The following is a 15,688-nucleotide window of genomic DNA, read 5'->3' on the forward strand; positions in this document are numbered from 1 at the left end:
GTTTTGGGGAACTTTTGGGTGAAGTGAGAGGGTGGTTAGGATGTTATTTATGCTAGATGAAATTATGACGATCGTTGGAGAATAGCACAAGATGCGCTGCGGATGGAATTAAGGAGAGTTAAAAAGGAGGGAATAGTGGATAGATTGAAGAGGGGAAAATAAAATACTATAAACCTGAAGGGAAACAAAGGGGGAGTGGATTTTAACAGTTGAAGAAATGGATGTACTATTCCCTCAAAATATAACTGAAGATTGATGTTTTATATAATAGAAGAAACATGGTTAAATGATTTTGAAAGGCATGGCGCTATATTTATAGAGTATAAGTGGTGGAAAAAAGTAACCAATTCTTTTTTACATAAATTCTACATAAAATTTAGTCTCAATGATTTCGAAAGCAACCTTACATGGAAACGTTTTTTTTCACTGGAGCAGCACGCATACAAGAAAGTACCCAATGTTCTAGTTCTAAAGGTAAGCGGTATACTTGAATACTACCATCATTGTTTTTTACTGTTATAATCGGTGCATTTACCCTGGTTGTAGCAAAATCATCCGTTGTTATCATCGCTACTGCATCATTAGTGCAAAAAACAACGTTTAATACCTCATAAACCATTCCGTTTTCCTCATTAATGATCATAGGTATATTTAGAAAGGGGTATTTTTTAATGTCATTATGAATAACTACTCCTGCTGTGTTCTTCTTTAATTGATTCCCTTGTATTTTTACACTCCCTTAAATGAACCTAACTTGATAACGTTAATTTGTTCTATTTTACACCTATTATATTAGAAAATTACAGTTTTATCTTGTTATAAAAAGCATCGGTACATATAACAGCACTATTTTGCTGATCAATGCCAACAACAGTCATATAGCTAGAGAGTAAATAACCATCTTCATAATATGTAATTAGTATTTCTTCTTCAGATAATAAGGAACATAAGAACATGTTCTCGATCAGTTCTTTTTCTTCAGCGGTTGAGATTGGACGGGGCACCCTATACGTTTCTTAATTATTTTAATTGTACTAGAAATCGTGAATAAAAAAAGAGAGCCGAAGCCCTCTATAATAACTACTAATAACCATAGTCACTACCCTCATAGTAATATGAATTTGATTCACCACAACAAATACATGTTGTTTGTTGGATAAATAATGGACTAAGTTCAGCGTTAGCTGTAGTAGCATTTGAGAAAGTAATACTTTGAACATCCTCAAATAAGAAAGTTTTTCTATCTCCTGGTGTTAATGTAATTGTTTGTGGAGTTGTGGAATTAAATGTTCTAATAGTCAATGTAACAAACGCAGCAAATACAGGGCTAAAACTAAAGCGAATTAGAGTTTTATTGTGATTAGTTGTAAAATTTTCAAATAGGGTAATTGTAGAACCGGGTGGAATTTCAAGACTTGTAGGGGTAGTTTCAGAGCCGAAAATTGTAAATGTCTCTATGAAACAGTTATTGGAGTTTGAAGAGTTACATGATTTTTCTTTTTTCTTGTAATATTTCTTTCCATCTTTACAGAAATAATCTGCCATATCTAATCATTCCTCTCAAAAAAGAGTTTAAGGTTGTCCCATATATATTATGAAGGTTGTATAAAAAGGTTCTAGTTTAAAAAGAGGAAATAAAAAAGAGAGCCGTAACTTTCACTGGTCAATACGATAAAATAGGCATCAGGGTACTTCATACAGAACAATGCACTATTGCATATCCTTATCCGTAAGTGTGAGAAAGCATTGATATACAGCTGTTTTTACTGAAGAACAAATTGAATGGATAAGAAAACAATACAAACCAGGCCACTCTAAGTATGGAGCTAGAGCAATGGCTAGAACATTCGGAACATCACATTCAACTATAGGGAAGGGTGTAAGAAATGAGACTTGGAAGCATGTGTAACGAGCTTCTAACGAAACGCGGAATCATTTCAGAAATGGATAGGGAGGCGGTTTAAATTATGAAAGAAAGCACATTATCACTGTTAATTGTATCAGCAGCAATATGTGTATTTGTATACCTGGTACACCGAATAGATGTCTGGGACAAAAAGATAGGATGGTCACGGAATGACAAATAAACAGCAGTGTGATGAATATAAACGTAAGAAAATCTTGTGGATTATAAAGGATTTAAGATCAAAGGGTGTACATAACAGCGCAGATAAGGTTGAGGAAACATACAAGAGGTATATCACACTCTAGTTAAATGATAAAAGCCCTGCAAGGGGATGCAGGGCAAGACTAAGGGTATTGAAGAATTGTCGATTCTAAAAGTAAAGGACTTCTTGGAATGTAATAAGTTTAACACATACTTCATTAAATTTTTATATAAAGATTTTACAGTTTTATGAACATAGACAAACTTTTACTGGTCTGAATGTTCAGCGATTTAATAGGGATTCTTCACCTTATTGAGAGGTTCCTGGATATTTCGAAGTGTGAAAACATCAAAAAAGCCCGTACAGAAGCACAGGCCAGTTGTTACACATATCGGTAACTAAATTTTAACAAACTTTCAGAAAGTTAGCTATTGAAAAATAAAAAACGCTCGATGGCAACGAGCGCTGTAGAGAAAACATTCCCTAAAATTAGCTACCTCTATTATACCATGAATTTTCTCTCAGTAAATAAGGAGTGAAAGACCTATGTTAGATAATATTCAATCTAAAGTCGTCCTTCCGAAGTGGATAGAGGACGTCATGCCGTTATTGCGGAGTTAAGAGAAATTCATCAATTACAGCTGGAGGGAAAATGGGATGCCACGAATTGGATCGGATTTGGAAAAGGAGAATTACACAATGGCGTTGCAGCAGGGAAAGTACATGAAGAAATCGCTGCATTAATTATGGATCAGGCAGATAAGAATAAAATCAAATCACGTCCAATGGGGTTAGGGGCATGAAGCAACTAACACTTGAGGATGTAGTCGGAAGTTTTGATTATACCGCAACAAGTACCGTGAACAAATTCTTGAAGCTTAATAGCGTTATGACATACTCAGTAGAGTTTTACGACAAAGACGAGAAGTGGAAGCTTCGTTGGTTTGAGGCGAAGTCCGAGAGCGAAGCTATAGAAATGGCTAAAAAGAAATACGGAAAGATACAGATTATCACCACGTATATTTCTGATAGAACCTTAGAAGAAATAATGAATTTGGATTAGGAGACATAGCGTTATGACGTATTTAAAGGGTAGAAATTCATTTGATTGAACAAGGCACTCGTAGGCGTCATAGGGTCAGTAGAAACGTTGGGATTATTGAAATCAGAAAGAAATATGGGCTTCGGATTTACTGGCTAGGGGCACTAAATAAAAAAAGCTAGGATTCCCCCTAGCAAAGAGTTATGTCGTACAGAAAGGTACAAACTTAATGTTTGCTATTTCATTATATAACGTTTCTGGGGTGGAAGGATTGACTCATAGCAATCTTTACGTAACTTTTACATGTGATTGAAATATTTGATAACACAGACATGGATTGATTAGAAATTGAAATTATTAAAGGAATTTATGTATATGTTAATTTTTCACAAAATCCTTATTGGAATAAAAAAATGGTCCTTACTATTACGTAAGAATCCCATAACCGAAGAAAAAAGTCATATGTGAAAACAAGTGGGAATCACAAATATATTTCAAAGTCTAAATATATAGTTATTAATAAAATGAATCAAACAACATAGTTATTTAAACGAAGGAGCCCTAGATTTAGGGATCTAGGGCTTCTTGTGTCGGTATAACTCACACAATTTTATGAAAAGAAAAGAACTTACTGAAGATAACATATGAATGTTTCGTAAATGTATCAAAAAAGTGAACAAAATAGTTATTTTATGATGGATAAATAAAAGAATCCGTTTGTAATAAACGGATTCTTCCCACAAGGTTTGCAAGAAATTCAAGGTAACTAGACCGGAGCACTTATTGAATTTCTTGTGATAATACTGTACGCAAAGGAATTAATAAGGTTAAAGAAACTTAAACAAAATCCTTATTTAACAACAAATAAAAAGAGCGCTCCTTATACCTAATTATAACGAAAGTGACGAACTCACATTATACAAAAAGGCACTATTATTGTATGTCAAAGTATGAGATTAGTGAATGGATTTAGATAAAATCGTTATCTAAATAAAAGAAACCCCGATTATCGGCGGGGCTTCTAAGGGTATGTGTCAAGTAATGACGTACTCGACTAATTAACCATATCATGAATTTTTTTGGTAAAAATACTGGTAAATGCGTCCAAATAAGCAGGGCATCAATTTAAATAAAAAACGCTATGTTAGTAGAAAACGTTGAAAAAGGACCCGGAAAAGGGGTAGGGGTCCTTTTTAATGGAACAATAGAATTTTATGGGATTACCAATATGTTACCATAAAAGGTAATGTGTTTCCAGGTTATAGATGTTGAGAAAACTTTATATAAAAACTTCATTTTAATAGAAAACGGGGGTGATTAATTGAGAGTTGATAAAACTTTTTCAGAACTATGGCATTTACATTTAAGAGGAAATTTAAACACCGAATTAATGACCACGGAAGAATATGAAGAAACCGAAAAAGAAGTTAAAGATATATCTTTGATGGCTATAAACACAATTAAAAAGCTGCAAAGAAGAATAAGTGAACTTGAATTAGAAAACGATCAACTGAAAGGTATAAATAAGTTTTCTTAATAAAAATTTCATTTTGTTTTATTTTAAAACCCAAAAAGAGCACTTAGTAAAGTGCTCTCGTAACGAACCTCATTTTATAACGACTATTTTATAAAGAAAGGAAGTCAGAATATTATATGTGAGTCCAGTTAATTGAGTGCTTCTTACAAATAAAGAGCAGCTAGCAAAAGCTAACTGCTCGCTTCTCCAAGGGGGAATAAGGAGAAAATCTGATGTCATATACAGTATTGACGGAATATTGAATTTTATTCACGAGAGATTATATTCTGAAATTTGAATTATGATAGTTGATATTCTCCATATTGACCAGAAAAGAACTAAAAGTTCTAGTGAAATTCCAAGGGTTCTTTTCTTAGTTTTTTGAGATTCTTTTATCAAATAGCCAACAGCACTAATTGCTATAAGAATGAAAAGAATAAGTTCGAGTGTAACTGGCATTCTATCTACTCCTTGAAATAAGTTTGTATATAACGATTATAAGATATTTTTGATGATTGGTAGTAGAAAATTCAAAAAAATAATTCTTTTAAGAGAAAGTGAAGAATAACATTGGGACAAGGTAACCGTGGAAGGGCATTTGAAATGCTTATCAATTTAGCGAATGAAATGTATCAAAGAGGGGGAGTGGCGCTTATTAACAAACGTCCGACTCCTGTGAAGGTGTTAAAGAGCAAAGGCGGCCGTGTACTAAATGGATTCTATGAAGCAAAGAGCACAGTAGACTATGACGGTGTATATAAGGGGAGAGCTGTAGCATTTGAAGCGAAGTCTACAGAGAAAGATACACGTTTTGATTTAAAGAACATTGCGCAGCATCAATTGGATTACCTGGAGAAAGCGGAGAAGATGGGAGCGATATGTTTTTTTCTTATTGAGTTTAGTAAGGATAAGTCAGTATTCGCAGTGCCACTATCAGTTATTCAATCTTATGTAAAGATGTCTCATCAACCAAAGGGCAAGAAGTCTATACCGAGAGCAGACTTTGATATTTATTATCATTTTAGCCAAGAAGACTCCTTCCTCAAGGAATGCGAAGTGAGTAGGTGGGAGATGAATTGGCTTCGGACAAGAGATGGCAGGAAGCCATCTTAATTGTTCGATATACATAAAGTGTTACTTCACTATCTATCGAATGTATGTTTGTTGTATAATAGACACATGCCGAAATGGAGGTGAAATGAATGATGATTAATAAAGCATATAAATTTCGTATCTATCCAAATAAAACACAAGCAACCCTAATTAATAAAACAATTGGCTGTTCTCGTTTTGTATTCAATCATTTCCTATCTCTATGGGATAACGCATACAAAGAGACGGGGAAAGGTTTGACATATGGTACATGCTCTGCCAAACTCCCTGCCATAAAAAAAGAATTTGTTTGGCTCAAAGAAGTGGATAGTATTGCGATTCAGTCGTCTGTTCGCAACCTTGCGGATGCTTATACACGCTTTTTCAAAAAACAAACTAGTGCCCCGCGTTTCAAATCTAAGAAAAACAACGTACAATCTTACACCACAAAACAAACAAATGAAAACATTGCTGTCGTAGGAAACAAAATAAAATTGCCAAAACTAGGTCTTGTTCGATTTGCCAAAAGTCGTGAAGTACAAGGACGTATTTTAAATGCTACGGTTAGACGCAACCCTTCTGGTAGATACTTTGTGTCATTGTTAGTTGAAACAGAAGTGCAAGAACTTCCGAAAACACATTCTTACATTGGGATAGATGTAGGACTAAAAGATTTCGCCATTTTGTCAGATGGAACACCCTATGAAAATCTGAAGTTTTTCCGATCATTAGAAGATAAGTTGGCGAAAGCACAGCGTGTTCTTTCTAGAAGAATGAAAGGATCTTCTCGCTGGAATAAACAACGAGTAAAAGTAGCTAGAATTCATGAATACATATCAAATGCTAGAAAAGATTACTTAGACAAAATCTCAACTGAAATCATCAAAAGCCACGATGTTATCGGTATAGAGGATTTGCAAGTATCGAATATGTTAAAGAATCATAAGTTAGCAAAAGCAATTAGTGAAGTATCTTGGTCACAGTTTCGAACCATGTTGGAATATAAAGCAAAATGGTATGGCAAACAAGTCATTGTCGTATCGAAAACATTTGCTTCTAGCCAATTATGTTCTTGTTGTGGATATCAAAACAAAGACGTTAAAAATCTGAACCTACGTAAATGGGATTGCCCTTCTTGCCGTACACACCATGATAGGGATATTAACGCAAGTATCAATCTAAAGAATGAAGCGATAAGGCTTCTAACCGCAAGGACTGCGGGGTTAGCCTAATCAATTAGAGTTCAATAGAACTCTTTACTTAGGAATCCCTCACTTCTAAACGAAGTGAAAGTGGGGGTAGTTCAAAAGTTTTGTGAGAGTTGAAAAATAGTATAATATCTCTTTCAATGTACATATTAAGAAAAGTTTTTAATATCATACATAAAAGGCGGGATAATATGAATGAAAATAAGAAAAATGAAGAGTTGAATAAGATAAAGAAGTATTACTTTAATGAGGACAATCAACCAGTAGCTGGTATAGAGTTAATTTTGCCACCGGATATAGGAATCATGTTAGACCCGAAATCAGTTAATGATGAAAGTAGAGATATTGATAATGAATAAGTTTAATTTAAGCATCCATTCGGGTGCTTTTTTCTTTGTTGTATAGAAATTATACATTAAGTCCCTTTAATACATGACTTAGGCATAGTCGGGAATGAGTATCATATAATGACACTGAACGGTTTCCAACATGTTCCCCTATATTTTTTCAAGAGAGAGCACTTATTGGGGGAGTGCTCTCTTTCGTTTGCACATAAGGAGGCTTTCATCATACAATATCGAATCAATGCCAACCAACTTATTCCTTTTCCGAGAGCTATATATATTCCGCTATAAAGCTCTTTTAGGTTGCGCCATTAGAAATGGCAAGGCATTGTCGTATATTTTATACTCAGAAGCTTAGGACACTTTATAGTGTTCTTTTTTTATTGAACAAAATGTACATTTGGATTAAAGGATTCTATATAAATAGGTAGAATCTAATTATTTGGTTTACATTTTAATCTGAGGGGTACAAATTCGATGCGACGTGAAAAGGATTTGTTGAAGCAATGGAAGGCGGATTTGCAAGCTGTTCAAGAAGAGAAAAGGCTGAAGAAGAAGGCTAAGAAAAAGAAAAAGAATAAGAAATATAACATTCCGGGTAAGACAGCTGACTTCATGGATGGCAAGAATATTTATCGTAAAGAGAATGGGGTATGGAAGCAAAGAAATAAATAATGTGAGGATAAATGATTTTGATTAAGTGTATAGCAATTATCGTAGGCGCTGCTGTGATCTGGGTGGCGTCTTGTTTGCTGTTAAGGAAAGATAAGGCGTGAGATAGACTTGCAAATTGAAATATTATCAGTTTGAAACATAGGCTAGTAAACAAACTATTTCTACCTTTTAATCATAGAATATGATGAATTCTATTTTTAGAGGAGGGAATCATATCTATGGGATGGGATAATAATTTTGGACATTCTCGAGATTGTAATAGATTTTGGGATGATTTAGTCTTTTGCGGTTGCGGCCGTAGACGAAGAAGAAACGATTTTAACGACTGTCATTGTAGACGTGACTGCGATTGTGATGAGTGTCGTCGTAGACGTAATCATGAACGCGATCGTGATCATGATGATCATCGAGATTGGTAAAGTCTTTTGAAAGAGTGCATGTCTTAATCGCACTCTTTTTTTATTATGTTTTTATTAGGACTTATTAAACCTAAGGATACAGTTTCAATTTGATTGAACATCTACAAAAACAAACGAAAAGGTGCATCAATTTTGTGAAAGAGAACCTGCAAACCTGCAGATTCTCTTGATAATGATTTATGAAGTAAGACCCGAAAATATAATACAATAATTCGAAAATGAGTTCAAGAGTATTTGGTGATTTAAGCCGCTTTATAATCTTTGTTTTTAAGCTTTTTTCTAATATCCATAAATCCTATAATCATTATCGCCATGCATATTAAGTTAAGCCAACGAACCTCCTGGTGGTACATTAGCCCAGAAAAGAATTCATAGGCATATAACAAACCGACAATTGGAAATAGCCAAGTCATAAATTTTAAATCTTTTAGATGAAACTTATAATTATTAATCTTTTTCCACATATGTATCAACTCCTATTATTATGAGGTTCTGTAGTTTTTCTTGATGATATCTTTTATGTTGATAATTAAGGATATAAGGAATCCAACAGCTAGGATACCGTTTAATCAATAATATGTATTTCCTTATGAAAACTTATTATAAAAGGAGATGACATTATAATATACTAGGAGCACTGAAAAGACAGTAGAGAGTATTAACATACCAAAACTTTTCATAATGTTCATCTCGATTCAAAATTTTAGAACTTATTTACAATTTTACATTCAAATAATTGGATTTACAAGAAGAGGAATAAAAAAGAACCCGTTGGAGTATGGGTTCTTTCAGAAGTGATGATGTATTCTCGGCAAGGGAACTGAGAAAAACACAAAAATATAATACATCGAGATTTAGAGAATTTCAATATTAAAAGCAATATTATCGAGGAGGGAATTATATCATTTGATGAAGAAACCAAGGTAGCGTTAAAGCGTATGAATTTTTTAAAAAAAGAGCTGGATATTTTAAGGACACATAAAATTATTGAAATTTTTGTATGAATTCATTAATATGGAATTATATTTATTGTTTATTTGATTCCGTTTATTCCCACACCTTTTTTGTGTTGTGGTTGAGTTGTAGAAGCAAGTTGCGTCTTGTTTCATTTATGAAAGGGCTTCTTTGAGCCGATTAGTGTATTTATAGCTTATTTTGCTATGCACATTTTTAATCGACTTGAAGAAGCCCTTTTTGTGTTGTTTTCAAGTCAGTTTGATTGGTAGAACCCATTATTACACGGGGCAAAAATTATTATTTAGGGGGATTTTTTTATGAATATCAGTTATGTAGTATCTTTATTTTGTTCTGCGCATCCAGATGAACTTATTCCAAGTTTACGTGCATTACGAATGAGAGTTACAAAAGAAGGAGCATTTTGGGAACGAGATTGTTATCAGTTTTCCGTTAAACCATCAAACTTGTCACAGCGAAAAGCAAAACAAGCAGGGGAAATCTATTTGTATCATGTTCATTTTAATGGATGTGTACGGGATTTCCTTTTTTTATTGGAAAGATGTTTTAGAGGGACGAGTTTTCGCTTTACTGCTATCCGTGGCTTTTTAGATGTAGAAGGTTATTCACTTAAGAAATGGAAACCAATTCTACGTAACCAACATATAAACTCTGCAGATGTAGATTGTATTTTCAAGAAAGATGATCTTGTAATGATTGTGCATCACCATGGAGGTTTAGAAGTGGCTAAGCGTGCGGAGAAAGGTGAACAATTAAAAAAAGTAAACTTTCTAGAGGTAGATAGCTGGTTACAAGCACTAAATCCGACAAAAGAGGATTTATTCTCTTTAACAGGTGTGAGTGTATCGTAATGAGTGAGTTACATAACTATATGGAAGTATACAGATAGAGGGAATGACAGAAATCCGTAGTGAAAAATGACTATGAATTTCTGTCTTTTATTTTATTCAGGAGGATTTCAGTATGAATTTATTTGAACTGTTTGATTTAGAGGTAGGAGAAGACATAATGGTACAAGATGTGAGAACAGATAAACAAGTTCGCAATCGATACAGTTATGATGTAGGTGAGAAATTAGTGGGAGCAAAGAAAGAAATACGAGCTTTAAAAGAATTATTTTTAGTATCATTTTCTCTAGATATTTTAGCGGAAATTGAAAAAGAATCCGCAGTAGAGGCGCTAAATGTATTGGATCGAAACACATTGATTCCATTTTCTTTTGAACAAGAAAAAGAAAATGATGTCCCGCCACGTGTTGCAAAGTTAAAGCAACTGCTAGCGGGCAGAATTAATAAGAAGCCAATTGTAGATACACCGACTGCGAGGAAACTATATGTTCAAGCATGTAGAAGAATATGGCATGATATACAGTCGGTACATACCTCAGAACAATGGGTAGATCTTGTGGTCTCTTATGGAATGGAAATGAACAATGGTTGGTCTGCATTTAGAAAAAATAAGAATGTAACATTCACATTTAAAAGAATGGTAGAGGAATATTTTGATGAGTTTGTTGATGCAGATGGTATGGAATTATTAATATTAGGTAAGAAATTCATATCACTTTGCACAAATTCAAAGAGTATTAATTCTACGTACCTTCGTGTATCACATGAACTAACATGGAATGATTTACTTACGAAAAAGGTTACGACTCGTAAGAAATCCGCAGCTGCTTGGAGTAGGAAACTGCCAGATACCCTGCAAAGAAAAGGGCCAGGAGTAGAAATTGCTACCAAACCTGAAGACGTAGTTGCTATGTTTGGGTTGAAGGGGATGCAATTTGGTCATTATTGCACTGAACAATATGCAAAAGAGCATATTGGGCATGTATCTGAAGCATTGCATGATTTAGCTCGTATATTAGGGATTCCACCTGAGTATATAGGGTTAGGAGGACGCTTAGGACTTGCGATTGGTGCGAGAGGAAGCGGCAATGCATTAGCACATTATGAACCTTCTACCAAAGTCATTAATTTAACTCGTGATAATGGAGTGGGGGCATTGTGTCATGAATGGGGACATGCATTGGATCATTTCTTATATGATTGTAGTCATGATTTTCAAAATGGCAGTCTTGCTTTCTTATCAAGTGGGAAGAGTATTGGGAATATCTTGCCTGCTATTATCAAGGAAAAGATGCAAGCTATGTTAGATGCTTGTAAACAAGGAAAAGTGGCCAGAATAATCAACGTGGAAAATGCCTACAGTAGAAAGTGGTATTTCTATGGTGGTGTTATCGATAATTATGATGTGTTTAAAGGAAATATTTCAAATATTTTAGAATCACATCATGCTAGTTTGTGTAGGAAGCTTGATACTTTATCAGGAGCAACAAAGACGCGTATGGAGCTTAAAATTGAAAAAGAATTTGAGAAAACCGCACAAATGTTAGCTGCATATCATTATAAAAAAACAGGCGAAAAACTTTTTGAAATATCCTATCAAGTGAAAGGGTCTGTATACTTTGATACAGCCATTAAGTTAGATAAGAAGAGAACCAAAAAGTATTGGTCTACAAATCATGAGATGTTTGCTAGAGCATTTGAAGCATATGTAGAATCAGCTTTGCTAGATTAAGAACATAGAAACGATTATTTAGTTTGTGATACATATTCTTTTGTATATCCGTTAGGAGAACAAAGAGAATATCTAAATAGAAGTATAAATAGTTTAATGGAAGTATCTATTCCATATATAATAAACACTATACAAGGAGTGGGGAAAAATGAATTATAACATTCAAAAAGGTCAATTTCGTTTAACAAGTGCTTATCCAAGAGGTAGCTGGTGGGAATTTTATCGTATTACGTGTCCGATTTGTCATGATACAGGTAATTGCATGTTGCATGTTTCGCAAGAGAAGGTAGCATGTACGCGTGTAGAAAGTAAATGGATTTATGGAAAAAACACGGGCAATCCAAGCTATATTCACTACATAAATGGAAAAGAGAAGTATCAATTGCCTGAGGTGGATGAAGTTCAGATTCATGATAAGAAAAATAATGAGGAATTAGATGTGTTTAATCGTAAGTTAATGGATTTCATACGATTACAAGAGCATCATCATACACATTTATTACGAGATAGAAAAATGACTGAAGAACAAATACAAGTACGTCAATATCGCTCTTTTTTAAAACAACAAATTGAGTTAGAAGAGAATAATACATATACGACAGTTTGGGAAAAATTATTTAATCAGATTGGGAATAAAAACTGCTGGCAGGGAATTCCGGGATTTTATGAGATGAAGAAAGGTCAACTTTCTCTTCGTTTGATGTCAGGTTCTCCTGGTATATTGATTCCTTTTCGAAACCAGTACAATCAAATTGTTGGATGGCAGGTTCGTGTTGATGAAGTGAAAAACTCCATTCATATAAAATCGGCACCTACTGGAGTTCAAGTGGAATTAATCGAACAACCTAATGTTGTAAAGATAACTAAAAATGGTGATTGTATCTTTGAAGGCGAACTAGAAGTGAGCAAAAAGGTAGAGATTCCATTTCATGAGGAACGAATTGTTGTAAAGATTCATAAAGGGCAAAAATATTTGTGGCTCTCATCAGCAAACAAAAATCAAGGAACTGGTGCAGGAGGTAGTAAAAATCCACTTCCTGTACATGTAGCGGTGCCAAGCTCACATTTGAAACATTGGAAGTCTGGCACGTTGCATCAAACAAAATCAGTGCTGATTACAGAGGGACCTATGAAAGCAGATCTAATTGCTGATTTGGTTCCAGAGAGATTTAATAAAGAAGAACTTTCTGAAGTAGGGACAACGGTTCTTGCGATTCCTGGTGTAAACGCTTGGCGAATTGCTATGCCTGTATTAAAGGATATGGGGATAGAAAATGTCTATTTAGCGTTTGATGCCGATTTAGTAGAGAATAAAAAAGTAAGAAAAGCTCTTATAGATTTTGCGACAGAGTTAAAGAAAGAAGGCTATAACGTAATCATAGCTGCATGGAACCCAACGCAAGGTAAGGGGCTGGATGATACAATGCAAGCGGGATTTAAACCTGTATTTAAGAGGTTGTGAAAGTCATAAAGTAGGTTGATATTTTAATAAATAGGTAGATTGAAAAAGATAGAGTTTGTAATTCTATCTTTTTCTTATATCCAATTACTACAGAGGATTTAAATTAACTAAAAGAAAGGTAGAAGAGAATATGAATACATCTATGAAAAAAAATCTAGTAAATTTACGAGTTGATTTTGCTTTCAAACGCTTGTTTGGAGTAGAGGGAAACGAGGATATACTCATTGGTTTTCTTAATGCGGTATTACAATCCTCTTTAGATGAGGAAATCATTTCTTTGCATTTAGATGATCCACATCTTCCAAGGGAGCAAAAGGATGATAAATTGTCTATTTTAGATTTGCGAGCTACTCTGAATAATGGTATAAAATTAAATATAGAGATACAGGTTCGCGACAAAAAAGACATGATTGAGCGATCTTTGTTCTACTGGGCTGGCATGTATTATTCCCAAATCACTCAGGGGATGAAGTATACAGAATTAAGACCAACTATTTGTATTAATATAGTGGATTTCATACTGTTTCCAGAAGAAGAAGACTTTCATAATGTTGGTGTAGTCATTAACAAAAAATCGGAGCACATAATTTCAGAGAATATGCAATTACACTTTCTTGAGATTCCAAAAGTAATTCGAGAATGGCAAGAAGATCGAATGGATCCATGGGATGATATATTAGCACGTTGGCTATTATTATTTCCTGCATATGAAGATGAGAAATTAACTACAATCCTGGAGGGAATCGCGATGGAAAAAGATCCAGTTTTGAAAAAGGCAATAGAGGATTGGGAGCGTTTAAGTAGTGATAAGGATTTTTTACGCATATATGAGGCAAGAGAAAAGGAAATAAAAGATAGAATTTCTGAAATAGAAACGGCAGAAGAAAAAGCAGTAAAAGAAACCAAAATACAACTAATTCAAAACTTAATTAAAGTAGGTGTACCTATAGAAAAGGTTGCTGAGGCTGCTGAGTTAACTATTGAAGAGGTAAATGAAATTTTACAAAATAAATAGGTGAAATTGATAAAAACAGGTAATTGCGTCATACATGCAATTGCCTGTTTTTTATTTTTCCCCATTCTAATTAATATTTCGAAGAGAATTTTAGCGTATATACCTTTTTTATAATCTATTGTGTTTCAGAACTTTTAAACTAAAAAAAGGAAATATATTGCATATTATAAATTATGGAATTAAAATATAGAGATATATATTTACATTTACAATGAACTTCCGTAAAGTGTCTAGCACATTTATTTAGATGAAGTAGTTGAGTGTACTCAAGTATTATTTTGAGGGGAAATAATCATATAAACGTAATTTGAATGAGGGAGATAATTTATGAAATTTAAACAAACGGTATTAGCAGGCAGTATTATGTTAGCAACAACATTAACACCAATGATAGATGCGCAGGCAGAAGACAAAAAGTTTAATGATGTTCCACAAGACCATTGGTCCTTTAATGCTATTACAGATTTAGCAAATAAAAATATTGTTGCAGGTTACGGGAATGGTATTTTTGGTTTCGGTGATAATATAACGCGTGGTCAAGTAGCTAGAATGATATATAATTATTTGAAACCAACAGATGACCCTAATGTTAAAAATCCATTTACTGATGTCAAAGGGCATATGTTTGAAAAAGAAATCTTATCTCTAAGTAAAGCTGGTATTATGAGTGGCTATGGTGATGGGAATTTTGGACCTGATAATATCCTAACACGCGAGCAGTTAGCTGCTGTGTTAACAAGAGCTTTTAATTTAAAAGCAACAGCAACTACCACTTTTAAAGATGTGGAAAAAAACTATTGGGCTACGAATGCTATCAGTGCATTACAAGAAAATAAAATTGCTGCTGGTACAGGAAACAATATGTTTGAGCCAAAAATGGTTGTAACTCGTGAGCAATATGCGCAATTTTTATACAATGCAATTAATATGAAAGAGAAACCAACAACGGAACCGAATAAACCAGAAAAAGATAAAAATGGTGGTACAACAACAGAGCCAGAGAATCCAGGTAAAGACAATGATAATGGGACAACTAATCAAGAAGATAAAGCACCACCTACATTAAATAAAGTAGAAGTAGGTAAAAAGACATACCAAGCGGGGGAAAGTGTACAAGTAAGTGTAGAAGCTGAAGATGACGTTTCTGGTGTCCAATATGTGTTCATAGATATAAAAGGCCCTGGAGGAGAAGAAAAGAGAGAGACAGCAAATTATGACTCTCAAACTAAAAAGTGGGTTGCTAATATTCCGC

14 protein-coding genes and 6 pseudogenes are annotated in these 15,688 nt (G+C 34.0%); 14 read left to right on the forward strand and 6 right to left on the reverse strand.

Going from position 1 to position 15,688, the window contains the following annotated elements; genetic code table 11:
- Positions 1 to 40: 40 nt before the first annotated feature.
- A pseudogene (locus N2V80_RS28675) lies at positions 41 to 256 on the forward strand (MarR family transcriptional regulator).
- Positions 257 to 354: 98 nt separating this feature from the next.
- On the opposite strand, the pseudogene N2V80_RS28680 reads toward N2V80_RS28675, so the two are convergent.
- From N2V80_RS28680 to N2V80_RS28690, 3 genes and pseudogenes are all read right to left on the reverse strand, one after another.
- A pseudogene (locus tag N2V80_RS28680) lies at positions 355 to 727 on the reverse strand (hypothetical protein).
- Between the two features lie 73 nt (positions 728 to 800).
- The gene (locus N2V80_RS28685) at positions 801 to 1,004 is read right to left on the reverse strand and encodes a YolD-like family protein (RefSeq protein WP_061656005.1); all 204 of its coding nucleotides are present in this window, start codon (positions 1,002 to 1,004) and stop codon (positions 801 to 803) included.
- Between the two features lie 79 nt (positions 1,005 to 1,083).
- Positions 1,084 to 1,545: a hypothetical protein gene (locus N2V80_RS28690; RefSeq protein ID WP_061656004.1), complete on the reverse strand. Its 462-nt coding sequence runs from the start codon at positions 1,543 to 1,545 to the stop codon at positions 1,084 to 1,086.
- A gap of 1,147 nt (positions 1,546 to 2,692) precedes the next feature.
- Between N2V80_RS28690 and N2V80_RS28695 the strand changes: the two genes are divergently transcribed.
- The 3 genes from N2V80_RS28695 to N2V80_RS28705 all read left to right on the forward strand — a co-directional run bounded on the left by N2V80_RS28695 (position 2,693) and on the right by N2V80_RS28705 (position 4,687).
- Positions 2,693 to 2,911: a hypothetical protein gene (locus tag N2V80_RS28695; protein WP_061656003.1), complete on the forward strand. Its 219-nt coding sequence runs from the start codon at positions 2,693 to 2,695 to the stop codon at positions 2,909 to 2,911.
- A complete protein-coding gene (locus N2V80_RS28700) occupies positions 2,908 to 3,171 on the forward strand; it encodes a hypothetical protein (RefSeq protein WP_061656002.1) in 264 nt (87 codons plus the stop codon). The genes N2V80_RS28695 and N2V80_RS28700 overlap by 4 nt, the downstream gene beginning before the upstream one ends.
- Before the next feature lie 1,300 nt (positions 3,172 to 4,471).
- Positions 4,472 to 4,687 carry a hypothetical protein gene (locus N2V80_RS28705; RefSeq protein ID WP_061656001.1) on the forward strand — a complete coding sequence of 72 codons (216 nt, stop codon included), beginning with the start codon at positions 4,472 to 4,474 and terminating at the stop codon, positions 4,685 to 4,687.
- A 249-nt stretch (positions 4,688 to 4,936) separates the two neighbouring features.
- On the opposite strand, the gene N2V80_RS28710 is transcribed toward N2V80_RS28705, so the two are convergent.
- Positions 4,937 to 5,125 (reverse strand): hypothetical protein, encoded by a 189-nt coding sequence (locus N2V80_RS28710; protein WP_001145518.1) that lies wholly within the window; start codon positions 5,123 to 5,125, stop codon positions 4,937 to 4,939.
- Positions 5,126 to 5,236: 111 nt separating this feature from the next.
- Here N2V80_RS28710 and N2V80_RS28715 point away from each other — a divergent pair.
- The 5 genes and pseudogenes from N2V80_RS28715 to N2V80_RS28735 all read left to right on the forward strand — a co-directional run.
- Positions 5,237 to 5,698 (forward strand): annotated as a pseudogene (locus N2V80_RS28715) (Holliday junction resolvase RecU); the annotation flags it as partial.
- Positions 5,699 to 5,868: 170 nt separating this feature from the next.
- Complete coding sequence (gene tnpB, locus N2V80_RS28720) at positions 5,869 to 6,990, forward strand: IS200/IS605 family element RNA-guided endonuclease TnpB (protein WP_340981036.1); 1,122 nt, start codon at positions 5,869 to 5,871, stop codon at positions 6,988 to 6,990.
- A gap of 167 nt (positions 6,991 to 7,157) precedes the next feature.
- Entirely contained in the window at positions 7,158 to 7,325 is a 168-nt protein-coding gene (locus N2V80_RS28725) for a hypothetical protein (RefSeq protein ID WP_080450851.1), read from the forward strand.
- 462 nt (positions 7,326 to 7,787) lie between these two features.
- On the forward strand, positions 7,788 to 7,985 hold the full coding sequence (locus N2V80_RS28730; RefSeq protein ID WP_061654772.1) for a hypothetical protein: 198 nt from the start codon (positions 7,788 to 7,790) through the stop codon (positions 7,983 to 7,985).
- A gap of 218 nt (positions 7,986 to 8,203) precedes the next feature.
- Positions 8,204 to 8,404 (forward strand): hypothetical protein, encoded by a 201-nt coding sequence (locus N2V80_RS28735; protein ID WP_080450850.1) that lies wholly within the window; start codon positions 8,204 to 8,206, stop codon positions 8,402 to 8,404.
- A gap of 242 nt (positions 8,405 to 8,646) precedes the next feature.
- Here N2V80_RS28735 and N2V80_RS28740 read toward each other — a convergent pair whose 3' ends face one another.
- A complete protein-coding gene (locus tag N2V80_RS28740) occupies positions 8,647 to 8,868 on the reverse strand; it encodes a hypothetical protein (RefSeq protein ID WP_061654771.1) in 222 nt (73 codons plus the stop codon).
- A gap of 18 nt (positions 8,869 to 8,886) precedes the next feature.
- A pseudogene (locus tag N2V80_RS28745) lies at positions 8,887 to 9,084 on the reverse strand (hypothetical protein).
- Positions 9,085 to 9,678: 594 nt separating this feature from the next.
- On the opposite strand from N2V80_RS28745, the gene N2V80_RS28750 reads away from it, so the two are divergent.
- From N2V80_RS28750 to N2V80_RS28770, 5 genes and pseudogenes are all read left to right on the forward strand, one after another.
- On the forward strand, positions 9,679 to 10,230 hold the full coding sequence (locus tag N2V80_RS28750) for a hypothetical protein (RefSeq protein ID WP_061654636.1): 552 nt from the start codon (positions 9,679 to 9,681) through the stop codon (positions 10,228 to 10,230).
- A gap of 112 nt (positions 10,231 to 10,342) precedes the next feature.
- Positions 10,343 to 12,118, forward strand: a pseudogene (locus N2V80_RS28755) (LPD1 domain-containing protein).
- Positions 12,108 to 13,421 carry a DUF3854 domain-containing protein gene (locus N2V80_RS28760; protein WP_061654637.1) on the forward strand — a complete coding sequence of 438 codons (1,314 nt, stop codon included), beginning with the start codon at positions 12,108 to 12,110 and terminating at the stop codon, positions 13,419 to 13,421. The pseudogene N2V80_RS28755 and the gene N2V80_RS28760 overlap by 11 nt, the downstream one beginning before the upstream one ends.
- Positions 13,422 to 13,551: 130 nt before the next feature.
- Positions 13,552 to 14,436: an Rpn family recombination-promoting nuclease/putative transposase gene (locus N2V80_RS28765; RefSeq protein ID WP_061654638.1), complete on the forward strand. Its 885-nt coding sequence runs from the start codon at positions 13,552 to 13,554 to the stop codon at positions 14,434 to 14,436.
- A 327-nt stretch (positions 14,437 to 14,763) separates the two neighbouring features.
- Positions 14,764 to 15,390 (forward strand): annotated as a pseudogene (locus N2V80_RS28770) (S-layer homology domain-containing protein); the annotation flags it as partial.
- Between the last annotated feature and the right edge of the window lie 298 nt (positions 15,391 to 15,688).

Source organism: Bacillus sp. FSL W8-0640 (assembly GCF_038007725.1).
Classification (GTDB): domain Bacteria; phylum Bacillota; class Bacilli; order Bacillales; family Bacillaceae_G; genus Bacillus_A; species Bacillus_A cereus.